This is a genomic window from Denitratisoma oestradiolicum (assembly GCF_902813185.1).
GTDB lineage: Bacteria > Pseudomonadota > Gammaproteobacteria > Burkholderiales > Rhodocyclaceae > Denitratisoma > Denitratisoma oestradiolicum.
Window position 1 is genome coordinate 3,648,013 of the sequence record NZ_LR778301.1, and the last position, 15,034, is coordinate 3,663,046.

Annotated in this window: 13 protein-coding genes; 8 read left to right on the plus strand and 5 right to left on the minus strand. The window is 63.1% G+C overall.

Annotation, left to right across the window (positions count from 1 at the left end; all coding sequences use genetic code 11):
* From prmA to DENOEST_RS16725, 5 genes are read left to right on the plus strand one after another with little or no spacing between them, the layout of a single operon-like run.
* Complete coding sequence (gene prmA / locus DENOEST_RS16705; protein ID WP_145769400.1) at window positions 1-900, plus strand: 50S ribosomal protein L11 methyltransferase; 900 nt, start codon at window positions 1-3, stop codon at window positions 898-900.
* Complete coding sequence (locus tag DENOEST_RS16710) at window positions 900-1,859, plus strand: DUF3426 domain-containing protein (protein ID WP_145769560.1); 960 nt, start codon at window positions 900-902, stop codon at window positions 1,857-1,859. Before prmA ends, DENOEST_RS16710 begins: the two co-directional genes overlap by 1 nt.
* Window positions 1,860-1,874: 15 nt before the next feature.
* Complete coding sequence (locus DENOEST_RS16715; RefSeq protein ID WP_145769401.1) at window positions 1,875-2,810, plus strand: carbohydrate kinase family protein; 936 nt, start codon at window positions 1,875-1,877, stop codon at window positions 2,808-2,810.
* Window positions 2,811-2,820: 10 nt separating this feature from the next.
* A complete protein-coding gene (locus DENOEST_RS16720) occupies window positions 2,821-3,273 on the plus strand; it encodes an outer membrane lipoprotein (RefSeq protein WP_145769402.1) in 453 nt (150 codons plus the stop codon).
* Entirely contained in the window at window positions 3,270-3,989 is a 720-nt protein-coding gene (locus DENOEST_RS16725) for a lysophospholipid acyltransferase family protein (RefSeq protein ID WP_145769403.1), read from the plus strand. The genes DENOEST_RS16720 and DENOEST_RS16725 overlap by 4 nt, the downstream gene beginning before the upstream one ends.
* Before the next feature lie 39 nt (window positions 3,990-4,028).
* On the opposite strand, the gene DENOEST_RS16730 is transcribed toward DENOEST_RS16725, so the two are convergent.
* From DENOEST_RS16730 to DENOEST_RS16745, 4 genes are all read right to left on the minus strand, one after another.
* Window positions 4,029-6,254: a TonB-dependent receptor gene (locus DENOEST_RS16730; RefSeq protein ID WP_145769404.1), complete on the minus strand. Its 2,226-nt coding sequence runs from the start codon at window positions 6,252-6,254 to the stop codon at window positions 4,029-4,031.
* A 169-nt stretch (window positions 6,255-6,423) separates the two neighbouring features.
* Complete coding sequence (locus DENOEST_RS16735) at window positions 6,424-7,311, minus strand: alpha/beta fold hydrolase (RefSeq protein WP_170228087.1); 888 nt, start codon at window positions 7,309-7,311, stop codon at window positions 6,424-6,426.
* Between the two features lie 48 nt (window positions 7,312-7,359).
* Window positions 7,360-9,492 (minus strand): TonB-dependent receptor, encoded by a 2,133-nt coding sequence (locus tag DENOEST_RS16740; RefSeq protein ID WP_170228088.1) that lies wholly within the window; start codon window positions 9,490-9,492, stop codon window positions 7,360-7,362.
* 181 nt (window positions 9,493-9,673) lie between these two features.
* Complete coding sequence (locus tag DENOEST_RS16745) at window positions 9,674-10,438, minus strand: enoyl-CoA hydratase-related protein (protein ID WP_170228089.1); 765 nt, start codon at window positions 10,436-10,438, stop codon at window positions 9,674-9,676.
* Between the two features lie 101 nt (window positions 10,439-10,539).
* On the opposite strand from DENOEST_RS16745, the gene DENOEST_RS16750 reads away from it, so the two are divergent.
* Complete coding sequence (locus tag DENOEST_RS16750) at window positions 10,540-10,830, plus strand: helix-turn-helix domain-containing protein (RefSeq protein WP_145769408.1); 291 nt, start codon at window positions 10,540-10,542, stop codon at window positions 10,828-10,830.
* On the opposite strand, the gene DENOEST_RS16755 is transcribed toward DENOEST_RS16750, so the two are convergent.
* On the minus strand, window positions 10,824-13,244 hold the full coding sequence (locus DENOEST_RS16755; RefSeq protein WP_170228090.1) for a TonB-dependent receptor domain-containing protein: 2,421 nt from the start codon (window positions 13,242-13,244) through the stop codon (window positions 10,824-10,826). The genes DENOEST_RS16750 and DENOEST_RS16755 overlap by 7 nt on opposite strands.
* Before the next feature lie 151 nt (window positions 13,245-13,395).
* Here DENOEST_RS16755 and DENOEST_RS16760 point away from each other — a divergent pair, with 151 nt between their 5' ends.
* Both DENOEST_RS16760 and DENOEST_RS16765 read left to right on the plus strand, forming a co-directional pair.
* Window positions 13,396-14,004 (plus strand): RNA polymerase sigma factor, encoded by a 609-nt coding sequence (locus tag DENOEST_RS16760; RefSeq protein ID WP_145769410.1) that lies wholly within the window; start codon window positions 13,396-13,398, stop codon window positions 14,002-14,004.
* A complete protein-coding gene (locus tag DENOEST_RS16765) occupies window positions 14,001-15,017 on the plus strand; it encodes a FecR family protein (protein WP_145769411.1) in 1,017 nt (338 codons plus the stop codon). Before DENOEST_RS16760 ends, DENOEST_RS16765 begins: the two co-directional genes overlap by 4 nt.
* Window positions 15,018-15,034: the final 17 nt, after the last annotated feature.

The following is a 15,034-nucleotide window of genomic DNA, read 5'->3' on the forward strand; positions in this document are numbered from 1 at the left end:
GTGTGGGTCAATGTCTCGCTGCTGACTGACGCGCCCCACGCCGACGCCTTGTCCGAGGCGCTGATGGAGCAAGGTGCGCTGTCGGTCAGCGTCGAGGACGCCTTTCTCGGCACGGACCAGGAAACTCCCCAGTTCGGCGAACCGGGCAGCCCCGACACTCCCCTGTGGGAGCAAAGCAGGGTGATCGCCCTGTTCGATCCCGGCGACGACCTGCCCGGCCGGGTGGCCGCGGCCTGCCAGGCGGCGGGCCTGACGGACCTGCCCGAATTCGAGTTCGAGGAAGTGGCGGAACAGAACTGGGTGCAACTGACCCAGTCCCAGTTCGAGCCCATCCGTATCAACGACCGGCTCTGGATCGTGCCTTCCTGGCACGACGTTCCGGACAGCGCCGCCATTAACCTGCGTCTCGACCCCGGCATGGCCTTCGGCACCGGCTCCCACCCCACCACCTGGCTCTGCCTGCAATGGCTCTGCGACCGGATCAAGGGCGGCCATGGCGCACAACTTAGCCTGCTCGACTACGGCTGCGGCTCGGGCATCCTGGCCATCGCCGCCGCCCGGCTGGGAGCAGGTTCGGTGCTGGGTGTCGACATCGACGAGAAGGCCCTGGAAGCCGCCGCCGAAAATGCCCGGCGCAACGGCGTCGCCCTGCCCCTGCGCCATTCCCGGCAAGCCCTGGACGAGCGCTTCGATCTGGTGGTGGCCAACATCCTCACCAATCCCCTGTGCGTACTGGCCCCCCTGCTCTCCGACCGGATCGCGCCGGGCGGATATCTGGCGCTTTCCGGTGTGCTGGAAACCCAGGCCGGGCAGGTGATCGAGGCCTACGCGCCCCATATCCGCCTGAAAGTGGGGGCAATCCATGAAGGCTGGTGCCGACTGGAGGGCCATCGCCCGTGATGCTGACCCGCTGCCCCGACTGCGCCACCACGTTCCGCATCACCCCGGAACAGTTGAAGGCCCGTCAGGGCAAGGTGCGTTGCGGCGAGTGCCAGCATGTATTCAACGCCCTCGACAGCCTGGTGGAGGAACCTCTGGTGGCGGTGCCCGCCGCGACGACCGACACTTCTCCGGCAACCGAGAAACCGTTGTCCGCTCCCGACTCCCCGGCGCCTGAATCCATATCTGACCAACTCGACCCGGTCGCCGAGCATGAGCCTCCCCCGACGGAGCCCCTGGAACAGCCCCCGTCGGCAAGCCCGGCGGAGGCGCTGACGCAGGAGGTCGAGGAAGCGCCCAGCGGAGTCATCCCGACCGAAACCCTGGCGATGCCAGCGGAGGAAGCCCCCGCCCCGGATTCGGCAACACCCGCGCCGGCGGCGACGGTCAGCGCCGACATTCCAGACATGCCGCCCTGGATCGCCCTGTCCCCGCCCAAACCCCTCCGGCGCTGGCCCTGGATCCTCGGCCTGACCCTCGCCCTGCTGGCCCTGGCGGCCCAGACCCTGCTGCACTTCCGGGTCGAACTGGCCGTGCTCCAGCCCGGGCTCAAGCCCCTGCTGCAGGCCGCCTGCGCCCCCCTGGGCTGCGATGTCCCCCGCCCCCGCCGCGCCGACCTGCTGGGCATCGAGACCTCGGACCTGCATCCAGACCCACGCCATAAGGGCCGCCTGCAACTGGTCATGAGTCTGCGCAACCGGGCGCCCTTCAACCAGGAACTGCCCCACCTGGAAGTCACCCTGACCGACACCGCCGACACCGCCCTGCTGGTGCGCTCCCTACCCCCCCCGGACTACCTGCCCCCAGGCACCGATCCGACCCAGGGCTTCGCCGCCAACAGTGAACTGGCCCTCAACCTGACCCTGGACGTGGGCGACCTGCCCGCAGCCGGCTACCGGCTCTACCTGTATTTCCCCTGACGAGAACTATCACCGATGCGCACGCTGATCTGCGGCTCCATGGCCTACGACACCATCATGGTGTTTCCCGACCACTTCAAGAACCATATCCTTCCCGACCAGATCCACATCCTCAACGTCGCCTTCCTGGTGCCCGAGATGCGCCGGGAATTCGGCGGCTGCGCCGGCAACATCGCCTACAACCTGCGCCTGCTGGAAGGCGATGCTCTGATCATGGCCACAGTGGGCGACGATTCCGCGCCCTATATGCACCGGCTCAAGCAGCTGGGGCTGGACGCCAGCCATGTGAAGGAAATGCCGGGCAGCTTCACCGCCCAAGCCTTCATCACCACCGACCTATCGGACAACCAGATCACCGCCTTCCATCCGGGGGCGATGAACCATTCCCACGAGAACCGGGTGGCCGAAGCCACCAACGTCGGCCTGGGCATCCTGGCCCCCGACGGGCGCGAAGGCATGATGCGCCATGCCCGGGAGTTCCACGAGGCCGGCATTCCCTTCGTGTTCGATCCGGGTCAGGGCCTGCCCATGTTCAATGGCGAGGAATTGCTGGAGTTCCTGAAACTCGCCAGCTATTGCACGGTCAATGACTACGAGGCCAAGCTGATCTGCGACCGCACGGGTTGCAGCCTCGAACAACTGGCCAGCCATGTGCAGGCCCTGATCGTAACCCTGGGAGGAGAAGGTTCCCACATCTATGCCGATGGTCAACGCCACGAAATCCCCAGCGTTAAACCCGATAGCGTGGTGGACCCCACCGGCTGCGGCGATGCCTACCGGGCCGGTCTGCTCTACGGCATTGCCCAGGGCTGGAACTGGGGAAAGACCGGACGCCTGGCCTCCCTGATGGGTTCCATCAAGATCGCCCATCGCGGTGGGCAGAATCACAAGCTATCCCGCGCCGACATCGCCGCCCGTTATCAGGCGGCCTTCGGCGAACAACCCTGGTAAAGGAAAATCCATGAAAAGCCTCATCGCCGCTGCCTCCCTCGCCACCCTGACCCTGCTCTCGGGCTGCGCCAACACCAGTTCGGGCGGAGTCTATGGTCAGAGCCAGACCCGTCATGAAATGATGGTGCGCCTGGGCGTGGTGGAAAGCGCCCGCCCCGTGAAGATCGAGGGCAACAAATCCGGCGTTGGCACCCTGACCGGCGCCGTGATCGGTGGCGCCGCCGGCTCCAAGGTGGGCCAGGGCAAGGGCTCGGCCGTGGCCGCCGTACTCGGCGCCGTGGCAGGTGGCATCGCCGGTGGCGCCCTGGAAAACAGCAGCACCCAGAAGGATGGCGTCGAAGTCACCGTCAAGCTGGAAAACGGCAGCCTGATCGCCGTGACCCAGGAAGCCGATGAAGTCTTCCGCCCCGGCGAACGGGTGCGGGTACTCACCGGCGGCGGCGTCACTCGCGTTTCCCATTGAGAATTCCGCTCCGCCTGCTGGGCGCCGCCCTGCATCTGCTGGGTGGCGCCCTGATGGTGGCCCTGCTTTCCCCCTTCTGGTCCGAGGCTCATCGTCAGCGCTTCAAACAAGCCTGGTCTCGGGGGCTGTTGCGTGTCCTCGGCATCCAGGCCCGTTACCGGGGTCTGCCGCCAACCTCCGGCCTGATCGTCGCCAATCACATTTCCTTTGTGGACATCTTCGCCCTCAATGGAGCGATGCCCGCCGGCTTCGTTTCCAAGGACGAAGTGGCTCACTGGCCCCTGATCGGCTGGCTGTGCCGCCACGCCGACACCCTGTTCCTGGAACGGGGCAGCCGGGCCGCAGCCCAACGGGCCCGGGAAAACCTGGTGCAGCGTCTGGCAGCGGGCAAGCGGGTGGCAGTCTTCCCCGAGGGCACCACCAGCCGGGGCGACACGGTGCTGCCCTTTCACAGCGCCCTGCTCCAGGCGGCCATCGACACGGGCACGCCGGTCACACCCGTGACCCTGCGTTATCTGGATCAAGAAGGAAACCGGAGCGAAGCCCCGGCCTATGTGGATGACATGACGCTGCTGCAATGCCTATGCTCCATAGCCGCCAGCCGGGGACTGGTGGTGGAGGTGGCGGTGCTACCGGCACAGGCCAGTACCGGCCTGGATCGGCGCCACCTGTCGGCCCACCTGCACCGGACCATCAGCCACCATCTGAGCAACTGAGCACCCGGCCAACAGTAAAGGCTGGCCGGGCGCCCGGGGTTACCAGCGATAGTTGAGTGAGGCGCCGTAGGTGCGCGGCTGCAGGTAGTAGGCCGTAGTCAGGTTGGAAAACCCGGGGCCGAAGTCAATGAAGTTCACCGGCTGCTGCTTGTCCGTCGCATTCTTCACCCAAAGCGCCACATCCGCCGAGCCCGGCCCACCAAGGGCAATATTGGAGAGCACCAAGCGCAGGTTCAACAGTCCATAGCCCTGAACCTTGGTGTTGCCGGCCGTCGCGCGGCTGGGATCCACGGTGGTCAGTTGGTAGGGATAGGCATAGAAGGACGAGGTGTAGCTATAGTCGGCAATCCCGCGCCAGATCCCCAGGGCTGACCGCCCCAGCCGGGTATCCACGCTCAGGTTGAAAGTATGTTTGGGCGCATGGGGAAAGGCCCGATTGCTGGCCACATTGCTGATAGCTTGATTGGCCGCAGGGGCCTCCATGAACTCGTCGTACTTGCCATCCAGATAGCCATAACCAAACTGGAACTTCAAACCGTCCACCGGCACATAGGTACCTTCGACCTCCAGGCCGTTCACCGTCGCCTTACCCGCGTTGCGGATCACGGAAATCCCGGGCAGGCCGGTGAAGCGGGAAATCTGCATATCCTGGATGTCATTCTGGAACAGGGCCACATTCAACTGCACCCGCCCATCCACCGAGGTCATCTTGGCGCCCAGCTCGTAGGTCTTCTGCTTCTCGGGGCTGAAAGGAATCAAGGCCTCGGCAGCAGTGCCTGCCTCACCCTGGAAGCCCCCGCTCTTGAAGCCTTCGGAATACTTGGCATAGACATTGAGCCGGTCGTTGAACTTGTAGGCCAGGGACACCATGGGCGTCGTAGCGGCGAAGGATTCCTCTGCCTCCACGTAGGGGATGGCCGTGCCGAATCCGGTGATGGACTTGAACCGGGAACCGCGCTTGGTTTCCTCCGTTCGCCGCAGGCCGGCCGAAAGGCTCCAGGCATCCGTCAGCTTGTAGTCCGCCTGTCCATAGAGCGACTTGGCCTGAGCGCCGAAACCATATTCGGAACTATCGGTGCCGAAGTAAAACACATGAGGATTGACGGTGTAGCCGTTGTCCTTGTAGTAGTAGAAACCGGCCACGTAATTCAGGCGGTCCGTGCTGCCGACCCACTGGAACTCCTGGGAAAGCTGACTGAAATCGGCGATCCGGGCGCCGGTGGCGATTCTCACCGGCGTACCGTCCAGATCATAAGAGTCGTCATTCCTCAGGGTCCGACGGGAGGTGATCGATTTCAGGGTATTGCGGTCGTCGAGCTTCCAGGTCAGCGTCACGCCGTGACCCTGCAGCGCAATCCGCTCGTAGGACGGGTAGTCGATACTGGCGCTGCGCTGCCAGTCCTGGGCCACGTAAGGGGCCATCGCAGCCAGGGGGCCGCTGGTAGCGGTCATCCGGTACAGCTGATTATGGGGCGGCGTCTGGTGAACCCGGCTGTAGTCATAGCGGTAGTCCGCTTGGAAGCTCGGGGAAAAATCCAGCAGTACCGCAATCCGTGCCCCGGTCTTATTGCGTGTATCCAGTTCGCTCACCGAACTACCAGCGGTGGTCTCCACCAGACCGTCGCGCTTTTCGGTCCGCAATCCCAGAGAAACGCTGGCGATACCGAACTTGGGCAGGTCCAGGGAGAGCTTCTCGGTGTGGTAGCCGTAGTTGCCGACCTCCACCCCCAGGGAACCGCTCAGGGTGCCGCTGGGCTTGCGGGTGATCAGGTTGACCGCGCCGGCCATGGTATTGCGGCCATATAGGGTCCCTTGGGGACCACGCAAGACTTCAATCCGATCCACGTCAACAACATCAAGCACGGAACCCACGGCCTTGCCCAGATAAACGCCGTCCAGATACATGCCCACGCTGGGTTCCCAATACATGGCGCCGTTGAAGGTGACCGCACCGCGCAGGGCCACCTGGGAAGTTACATTGCTGGTGGGATACTTGCTCACTTGGAGATTGGGGGCCAGGGCCTTCAGGTCCAACACATTGGAAATTCCCCGGGCCTCGATCTGGCCACCGCTGATCGCACTGATGGCGATAGGAACATCCTGTAAGCGCTCTGCACGCTTCTGGGCGGTGACGATCACTTCATCAATCGGCGCACCACCTTCAACGGCGACGGCGCCGAAAGACGAAAATGCTGAGGTGATCGCCACAACCAACAACAATGGGCGATGGGTCGCCGGAACGGTACGACGCTGGGGAAAGTCCATAGATAGTCTCCATCTAGATGTGGATACCCGCTCCTAAGCCATAGGCAAGGAAAGCGGGGGTGGCCAGCAGGCTCCTCGTCGGCCATCCATGACGGTATACGCTTGGTCCCGGGCAAACCCGCCAAGTAACCTCCCGAGTCCCGCTATGGGACGAACCGATAAACTCGTGCTAGGCCGCCAGAAACTGTCGGGAAAGCGCCAGCACCTGCTCCAGCTGGTTATGGTGCACCCAGTGGCCCGCATTGGGCAGGGTGGTGGAATGGGCGTCCCGGAAATGCGCCAAGGCGCCGTTGCGTCCGGGGTCGGAGGCCTCGCTGCACTCATCACCCCGGATGAACAGGACAGGGCAAGCGATGCGGGACCATAGGGACATGCACTCGGGACCGGCCAGCAGTTGGGGAGGCATGCCGGCGTAGTGATGGTCGTACTTCCAGCGGTAGCCCCCTGTCTCGTCCCGACGGGTGCCGTGGAGCGTCAGGTGGCGAACTTGATCCGGCGACAGATGAGGGTGTTCACGGCCCAACCTTTGTTCGGCCTCGGCCAGGGTGCCATAGGTGCGGGGAACCCGCCGGTTGGCTTCGCGCACTCGTTCCACCCACTCCAGGGCCAAGTCGGCCGCCAGCGTGTCCGCCTGGGACTGAAGCCGCTGGGGAGAGTAGTGAATGAAGGGATCGATGACCAGCAATCGGCTCACCCGTTCCGGAAACAGGCCGGCAAAGACGAGGCTGACAAAGCCACCGAAGGAATGGCTGATGATGCGCACCGAGGGAACGGCCAAGCGTTCTACCAATTGTGCGATGTCATAGGCGAAATTGAGCAACAGGTAGGCGCCGCCGCTATCCCACTGGGAATCCCCATGGCCTCGCAGATCGGGAGCCAAGACATGGAAATCCTGGCACAGGTCCCGAGCCATGTCATCCCAGCTGCGGCCATGGTCATAGCCGCCATGAATCATCAGGAGCGGGGGCGCATCCGAATTTCCCCAGTCCAGATAATGCAGCTTCAGTCGCTGGGAATCATAGTAATGACTGACAGGTTCGGTCTGCTTCGTTGTCATGCCCGTCTCCCGCTTCGGCTGCCGTCCGGCAGCCGAAGCTGCCATGGATCAATACTCGTAGATCAGGTCCAGACCGGTCATTCTCGGCTCGCCGTACTGGGCCGAGAGCAGGCCAAGGTTGGTGGTGGCGATCCGGTACTGCCGATCGGTCAGATTCTTGGACCAAAGGGCTACCCGCACCGTGCCCTGGGCCGCCCGGATATTCGCCAGTTGCACCCGCGCATTCCAGACACCGTAGCCATCGGTCAGGGTATTGGCGTTGGGTCCCGAATACCACTCGTCCTGCCACTTGTAGTCGAGATTGACGATCAGCTTGCCGTAAGGCGTCATGCCAGACGCGTACTGCAGGCCTGCACCGCCCTGGTTCTTGGGTGTGAAAGGCATGTGCTTGGAATCCGCCAGTTCCACGCCGTTATCCAGGTAGGACTTGTACTTTCCGTCCAGATAGGAATAGAACACATTGGCGGTCAGTCCCTGGGCCAGCAAGGCCGTCACTTCCACTTCCACACCCTTGACCTCGGCCTTGCCCGCATTCAGCGTGTCCGTGAAGATGGGGGGGGTGCGCACCTGATCCACCTGGAGATCCGAATAGCGATTGACGAAGGTCGCCACGTTCAGGCGAAGGCGCTTGTCCAGCAAGTCGGACTTCACACCCAGTTCGTAGGCCCGGACATTCTCCTGATTGAAGCCCTGGCCAAAGCCGCTGGGCGTGCTGCGCACATTGAAGCCACCGGCCCGATATCCGGTCGCAATCTTGGCATAACCGCTTATGTCATCCGTAAAGGCATAGTCGGCGGTCAGACTGGGATTGAACTTGCTGAAGCTCTTGTTGCCGGGCACGATCGTGCCATTGGAAGATGGCGAAAAATTGCTGGCGATGAAAGTCTTGACGGCCTCACGCTCGTCGTGGGTCTCCCGTACTCCCAGGGTCAGACGCAGGCGGTCGTCCAGGATGGGCAGCTTCCAGGTAGCCTGTCCATAGAGGGCCGTGGATTTCGACGTGGCCTTCACGGACCAGGCGTCTGCCAGAGTGGGATTGTAGGTCGAGGTGGACAATTCATCGCTCTCTTCCTTGTAGTAAAACAGGCCTGCCACATAACTTACCCGCTTGCCGAAAGCATCGCCCACCAACTGGAACTCCTGGGATACCTGGTCCTGGTTCTCCAGGCGCAGTTGGGTAAAAATGTCCGCGTAGTTCTGATAGGACTCGCTGTCGAGCTTGCGGTAGGCGGTGATCGACTTCAGCACGGCAGTGCCCAGATCCCAGCTCAGGGTCAGGTTGTGCCCCGAGATATTGGCCTTGCTGAGGGGCAGTCCCTTGACGACCGGGGCCGACATCTGGCGGCCATTGGGCGCCGTGGCACCCTGGATGATCTGATAGGAGAGATTGCCGTAATCCAGCTTGGAGCTGTCCAGGCTGTAATCCACGGTCAGCTTGTCGGTCGCCAGGAGACGGAAGGCCAGTTTCATGGCTTCCTTCTCGTCCTCGTTGAAATCGGCCTGATTGGAGAGCGTCGCGTTGTTGTTCTTCACCCATCCATCATTTGATGATCGCATATAACTGAAACGAGTGTAGAGGTTCTCGGCCAGCGGAACATTGACCTTGGTGCGGGAGGCGAAGAGATCGTAATTGCCAACGGTCAATTGCTGCTCAAAGGAAAAATCCTTCTCTGGCTTGCGGGTGATGAAGTTGATGGCACCGGCCGAGGTATTGCGACCATACAGGGTGCCTTGTGGACCGCGCAGCACTTCGACACGCTCCAGGTCAGCCACGTCGGCGGCCAGGCCCGTGCCGCGGCCCACCAGCACCCCATCCACGTAAATGCCGGTGGCACCGTCCTTGGTGGTCTGGGTGTCGGTGCCGCCCATGCCCCGGATGAATAAATTGGGAGCCGCCCTGTTGCCGGTGAAAGGCACCAAATTGACCGAAGGCACCTTGTTCATCATGTCCATCACATTGGCGACACGAAGATTTTCCAGTTCGCGGGTAGAGATGGCGGAAACCGCGATTGGCACCTTCTGAAGCGACTCCTCACGCTTCTCGGCCGTCACGATGATTTCCTCCAGTGCCATGGTGGATGACATATCGACCCCGGGCACCGCCTTATTTGCAGTGGCCCCCAGGGCATGCGTGGGGGCCATACCGGCAATCGCCGTGGCCAGGGCCATAACCAGTGTCAATTGGCAAAACTGGCGCTCCGGCCTTCGGAATGTCTTTCTAGTCATCGAATATCCTCCGTATCTATGTTGGAAAAACCGGGCCGGCCAGAAGGCCTCCCTGAAGACGACGGCCTGCGGCACCCGCGCTACGGCCAGTCGTCTCAAGGTGGTATACGGAGGATCGACGGATTACCCGCCAAGCTCACTCGCCGATAAAGACCGGCGGGCGTCTTTCCAGGTAGGCAGCCCGGGCCTCCACTGCGTCCCGGGTTTGGCACAGGAGATCGGTGCGGGTCTGTTCGAAGCGATAGCCGTTCTTCAGGTCCATCCACTCGATGGCGTTCAGGTTCTCCTTCGCCAGCCTGAGCCCCCTGGGCATCTTCGCGGCCAGCATCGCCGCCTCGCCCATGGCCTCGGCCATCAGCCGGGAATGGGGAACCACCCGCAACACGGCGCCCAGGCGGTAGGCTTCCATGGCGTCGATGCGGATGGCACTGTAATGCATGCGGCGCACGGCATTGATGGGGAAAAGGCGTGCCGCGTGGCGCGCCCCACCCAGAACGCCCATGTCGATTTCCGGCAGGCCGAAGGTAGCCCGCTCGGAGGCGATCGCGTAATCGCAGGCGGCCACGAGGGCGAGGCCGCCCCCCAGGGCCGGGCCATTCACGGCGGCGATCACCGGAATCGCACACTCATAGATCGACTCCAGCGCGGTACGCATGCTGCGCCCATGGTCCGCCGTCCTCCATGCATCCTCCGAGGTGTCCTTGAGATCGGCGCCAGCGCAGAAGGCGCGGTCGCCGGTGCCGGCGAGAATGGCAACATTCGCCCCCGGATGATGGTGGAGCGAGTCGAATACCTCGGTAATCCTGGTCAACATTTGCCGGGAAATCGCATTCACCGGAGGGTTGGCTATGCTCACCAGCGCAACGCCGGTCTCGATGTGAACCTTGATGTCACCACTCATTTTCATTCCTTCCTCTTGCCTATCGACCATTGTTGGCGGCAACACGGGGCACTACTCTTGTTGCCGGAGCCCAGTCTATCGAGGCCCCAAGGGGAAACCCAATGATGACGATGCACATCGACATGCATGAAATTCAGCTCAGGAAAATCGACCTCAATCTACTGCTGGCCCTGGATACCCTGCCGACAGTGCAAGAGGTCGGTCTGGCCGTGGCGAAGGTGGGCATCACGCAATCGGCAATGAGCCACACCTTGCGGCGGTTGCGGGAACTGTTCGGCGACCCGCTGCTGATCAGGGGAAAGGGGCGGATGATCAAAATCCAACGGGCAGAGGCCATTGCGGCTTCCCTGGAGGCGGGCAGCGTCGCTTGCCCTGTGCCATCCCCTCAATAATCGTAAATCACGTCCAGCCCCAGGGTACGGGGCTCGCCGAACTGGGCACTGATGAGACCCAGGTTGTTGGCCGCCAGGATGTAAGCCCGGTCGGTCAGGTTTCGGCCCCAGGCGGCAACCCGGACCCGGCCCCGGGACAGGGGGCGGTCGATCAGTTGCAGGCGGCCGTTCCAGAGTCCATAGCCCCTGACGAAGGTGTACTCGTTGGGGCCGGAATAGAAGCTTCCCTGCCAGCGATAATCCAGGCCCAGAATCGTCCGGCCCAGGGCATGCCTGCCCAGTTCGTACTGAAGGCCGATGCGGCCCTGGTGGGTCGGCGTATTGGACATTTTCTTGACCTGGGAGAGATCGACCCCGCCGTCCAGATAGGAAAGATAGCGGCCTCGCAACCGGGAATAGAACAGCTCGGCACTCAGGGTGTCAGACCAGCGCGCCACCAGTTCAGCCTCGATGCCGTCGACTTTTGCACGGGCAGCATTCAGAGTGTCGGTGAAGAATGCCGGCACCCGTACCTGGTCCACTTGCAGATTGTTGTAGTGGTTGGAGAAGGCGGCGAGATTCAATCGCAACCGACGATCCAGCAACTCTGACTTGAATCCCAGTTCGTGGGCCCGAACAGACTCGGGCCCGAAGCCCTGGGTGAACCCTGCCAGAGTGCTGCGGGTGTTGAAGCCCCCGGCCCGGTAGCCGGTCACCAACCGCAGATAGGCGCTGGCTTCGTCACTGAAAGCATAATCGACCGTCAGCGCCGGATTGAAACGCCGAAAACTCTTGCGGGACGTCACCACGGCGCCCGTGACACTCGGCTCGAAGTCGTTGCGGATGAATCGTTTGACGGCCCCCCGTTCATCAAAGGTCTGGCGCCCTCCCAGGGTGAGGCGCAGGCGTTTCTCCAGGATGGGCGGCAGCCAGGTGGCCTGGCCGAAGACCGCCCGGCTTTCCGAGGAAGATTCCACATACCAGGTTTCCACCAGGGCCTCACTGAAACGGGAGTCCACCCATTCATTGCTCCGCTCCCGGAAATAGAACAGCCCGGCGACATAGCTGATGCCCTTGTCCGGAACATCCCCGATCAACTGGAGTTCTTGGGATATCTGGCTCTGGTTGGGCGTGGCCCGCTGCACGAAGCTGTCGATGTAGTTCTGGTTGACGGTACTGTCCAGCGTCCGCCGGGCGGTGATGAATTTGAGGGTCGCGCCTCCCTTCAGGTTCAGGTTCAGGGTCAGGTTCTCACCCGAGGTGCGGGCCTCGCTGGGCCACAGCCCCTTCCCGGCAGACGTCCGCTCCTGCCGGCCGGCGTGTGCGCTTGCGCCCTCGATGACCTGGTAGAAGGTATTGCCGTAACGCAGGGATGAACCGTCAAGGCTGTAATCCACCGTCAGACTGTCCCCGGCCAGCAGGCGGATGGCCAGCCGCGCCGCCTCCTTGTCCTCCCGGTTGAAATCAACCTGATCCGGCAAGGCGGTGTTCATGTTGCGCACCCAGCCATCACGGATCGAGCGGACATAGGCAAAGCGGGTGAAGACATCAGCCCCCAACGGGACATTGAGCCGGGTCTGGGTGCCCAGAAAGCCCAGATTGCCACCGCTCAGGCGCTGCTCGAAGAAGAAATCCGGCCCCGGCTGATGATTGATGAAATTGATCGCGCCAGCCGTTGTGTTGCGGCCGTAAAGGGTCCCCTGGGGGCCACGCAGCACCTCCACCCGTTCCAGGTCGGCGATATCCGCCGCCAGCCCCGTCCCCCGGCCCACGGGCACACCGTCCAGGTAAATGCCCGCCGCATTGTCCTTGGTGGTCTGGGTGTCAGTCCCCCCCATGCCGCGGATGAAAAGGTTGGGCGCCGCCTTGCTGCCGGCGAAGGGCACAACGGAGACAGAGGGCACGATGCCGGCCAGATGCATCACGTTGGCCACCTGAAAATACTCCAGGTCCCGCGGCTTGAAGGCGGTCAGGGCGATGGGGATTTTTTGCAGGGATTCCCGGCGGCGCTCCGCCGTGACCATGATCTCGTCAAGCATGGGAGGGGCCGCGGCCGCTGGGGGCGGCATGCCCGTAGCCCGGCGCTCCCGAAAAGAGGGAAGTTCCCGCCCCCGGATGACCACCGTATCGCGGCCGTTGAAAGCGTAGCCAAGATCACTGCCGGCCAGCAGGCGGGTCAGTGCCTCCTCCACGGTGTAGCGTCCCTGCAAGGCGGGGGCGGCAAGCCCCGCCACATCCCGGGCAGAGAAAACGATCTGCAACTGGTGCCGGTCGGCAATGTCTCGCAACGACGAAGCCAGCCCCTGGGCCGGAACCTGGAAGTCCAGCGCAGCCACGCCTCCTGACCATGCCGCCAGGGGCCAGGCCAGGAGAGCGCAGATCAAGGCCGGCGCCATCCGCCACCAGCAGCGCCATCGCCGCAGTCCTATATCCATCGTACTAGTCACTGTTCCTGCGCACACCTCAACAAGACCCATTTGCCAGCATGCCATAGAACCTGATAGATTCGGTCGCCTCCAACAAATCCACCTGAAGCCCCATTGTTTCGCGCCACCGATGCGGTGACGCCTGCCCGGGTCCATAGCCATGCGCAGTCGGCGCAACACCTCCGCTCAGAAGATTCCTGCTCAGGAGCCAACACCCCACACCGAGTCTGTGGCGGCACCCGCTGACCCCGCCCCGCCCCACCCCGAGGCAGGATCCATCGTGGCCCGCCTGTTTGCCAGCCATGGCGGCAGAATTCGTCGTCTGATCCAGAGCCGGCTGCAAAATCTCGAGGATGCCCAGGACGCCGCCCAGGAGGTCTTCCTCAAGCTCTGGAGCCGGGAACGGGCCGGCGCTCTGCGGGAAGAGGCCGATGCCTACCTGCATTCGGCGGCCCATACGGTCGTCATCGACATGCAGCGTCACCGCAGGAGTCATGCCGCTGACCTGCATGTGGAGCTGGATGAAGAAGAGCTGCCATCGACCCATGGCCCCGATGACCCCCTGCACTGGCGGAAAGGTCTGGTCGCGCTCGTATACTGCATGCAGGAACTCCCCGAACTTACTCAGCAGATATTCATCCTGTATCACTTCGAAGGTATGGACCACAAGGCAATCGCCCATCGGCTCGATATCTCCGTGCGTAGCGTCGAGCGGCACATGGCCCATGCCCTGGCCCATGGCCGAGTCGGCCTGAAGGACTACCTTTGATCACGACCCTGCTCCGGCGCCTCGGTTCCAGACGCCTCCCGGCCAGCGCCGAGGCCTGGGCCGTGCGCATGCAGGACGGCAGCCTCAACCGCCAGGAGCAACTGGCCTTCGACGCCTGGCTCAAGGCGAGCCCTGCCAATGCCGAGGACTATGCCCGCTGCAACAAGCTCGGACATCTGGCCTCGCGGCTCCAGGCCCACCCCGATCTGGTCCGGTCCATGCCCGCCTACCGGGCGCTGGACCGCCAACAACCCGGACGCAGGCGGCCCCTGATGCTGACCGTGCTGGGCGCGGCCGCCTGCGCTACCCTGGTCATCGTTGCCCTGCCCCTGCTGCCGGCATTCCACGGAGAAGACTTCATCGTCACCGCCCATGGCGAGCAGCGCCAGATACCCCTCCAGGATGGCAGTCGGCTCCACATCAACACCGACTCGAAACTGCGCGTCGCCTTTTCCGATCATGAACGCCGGGTGCTGCTGGAAAAAGGCGAGGCCTTTTTCGAGGTGACCAGGGATACCCGCCGCCCCTTCGTGATCACCGTGGGTGGCAGCGAAGTGCGCGTCGTCGGCACCAAGTTCAGCGTACACCGGGCGCACCAGCGCATCGATGTGGTGGTCACCGAAGGGCAGGTCAAAGTGCGCCCAGACGCCCACGGCAAGGGATGGCAACCGGACATGAGTCTGCTGCCGGGACAGAAACTGCGGCTGGACGAGGCCGAACACCGGGTGACCCTCTCGGTTGTGGACGCCGAACGTCTCACCGCCTGGCACTCGGGAATGATCCGGTTCGACGCCACACCCCTGGAAGAGGTGATCGCCGACATCAATCGCTATACCCCCCGCGAATTCGTCATTGACGACCCCAAGCTCAGGGCGATCCGGCTGTCCGGAAACTTCCGCATCGGCGACATGGAGTCCGTACGCTTCGCCCTGCGGGACGGCTTCGCCATCGAGGCCAAAGAACGGGACGGGCGGATTTTCCTGCGGGCAGGAAAGGCCAGTCCGCAGGGCTAGTCCTGTTGCAGACCACC

What these genes read in the sequence shown, in the direction of transcription:
- DENOEST_RS16710 (WP_145769560.1), top strand. Translation starts at nt 900, where the DNA reads ATGCTGACCCGCTGCCCCGACTGCGCCACCACGTTCCGCATCACCCCG.
- DENOEST_RS16715 (WP_145769401.1), top strand. Translation starts at nt 1,875, where the DNA reads ATGCGCACGCTGATCTGCGGCTCCATGGCCTACGACACCATCATGGTG.
- DENOEST_RS16720 (WP_145769402.1), top strand. Translation starts at nt 2,821, where the DNA reads ATGAAAAGCCTCATCGCCGCTGCCTCCCTCGCCACCCTGACCCTGCTC.
- DENOEST_RS16730 (WP_145769404.1), bottom strand. Translation starts at nt 6,254, where the DNA reads ATGGACTTTCCCCAGCGTCGTACCGTTCCGGCGACCCATCGCCCATTG.
- DENOEST_RS16735 (WP_170228087.1), bottom strand. Translation starts at nt 7,311, where the DNA reads ATGACAACGAAGCAGACCGAACCTGTCAGTCATTACTATGATTCCCAG.
- DENOEST_RS16745 (WP_170228089.1), bottom strand. Translation starts at nt 10,438, where the DNA reads ATGAGTGGTGACATCAAGGTTCACATCGAGACCGGCGTTGCGCTGGTG.
- DENOEST_RS16750 (WP_145769408.1), top strand. Translation starts at nt 10,540, where the DNA reads ATGATGACGATGCACATCGACATGCATGAAATTCAGCTCAGGAAAATC.
- DENOEST_RS16755 (WP_170228090.1), bottom strand. Translation starts at nt 13,244, where the DNA reads ATGGATATAGGACTGCGGCGATGGCGCTGCTGGTGGCGGATGGCGCCG.
- DENOEST_RS16760 (WP_145769410.1), top strand. Translation starts at nt 13,396, where the DNA reads ATGCGCAGTCGGCGCAACACCTCCGCTCAGAAGATTCCTGCTCAGGAG.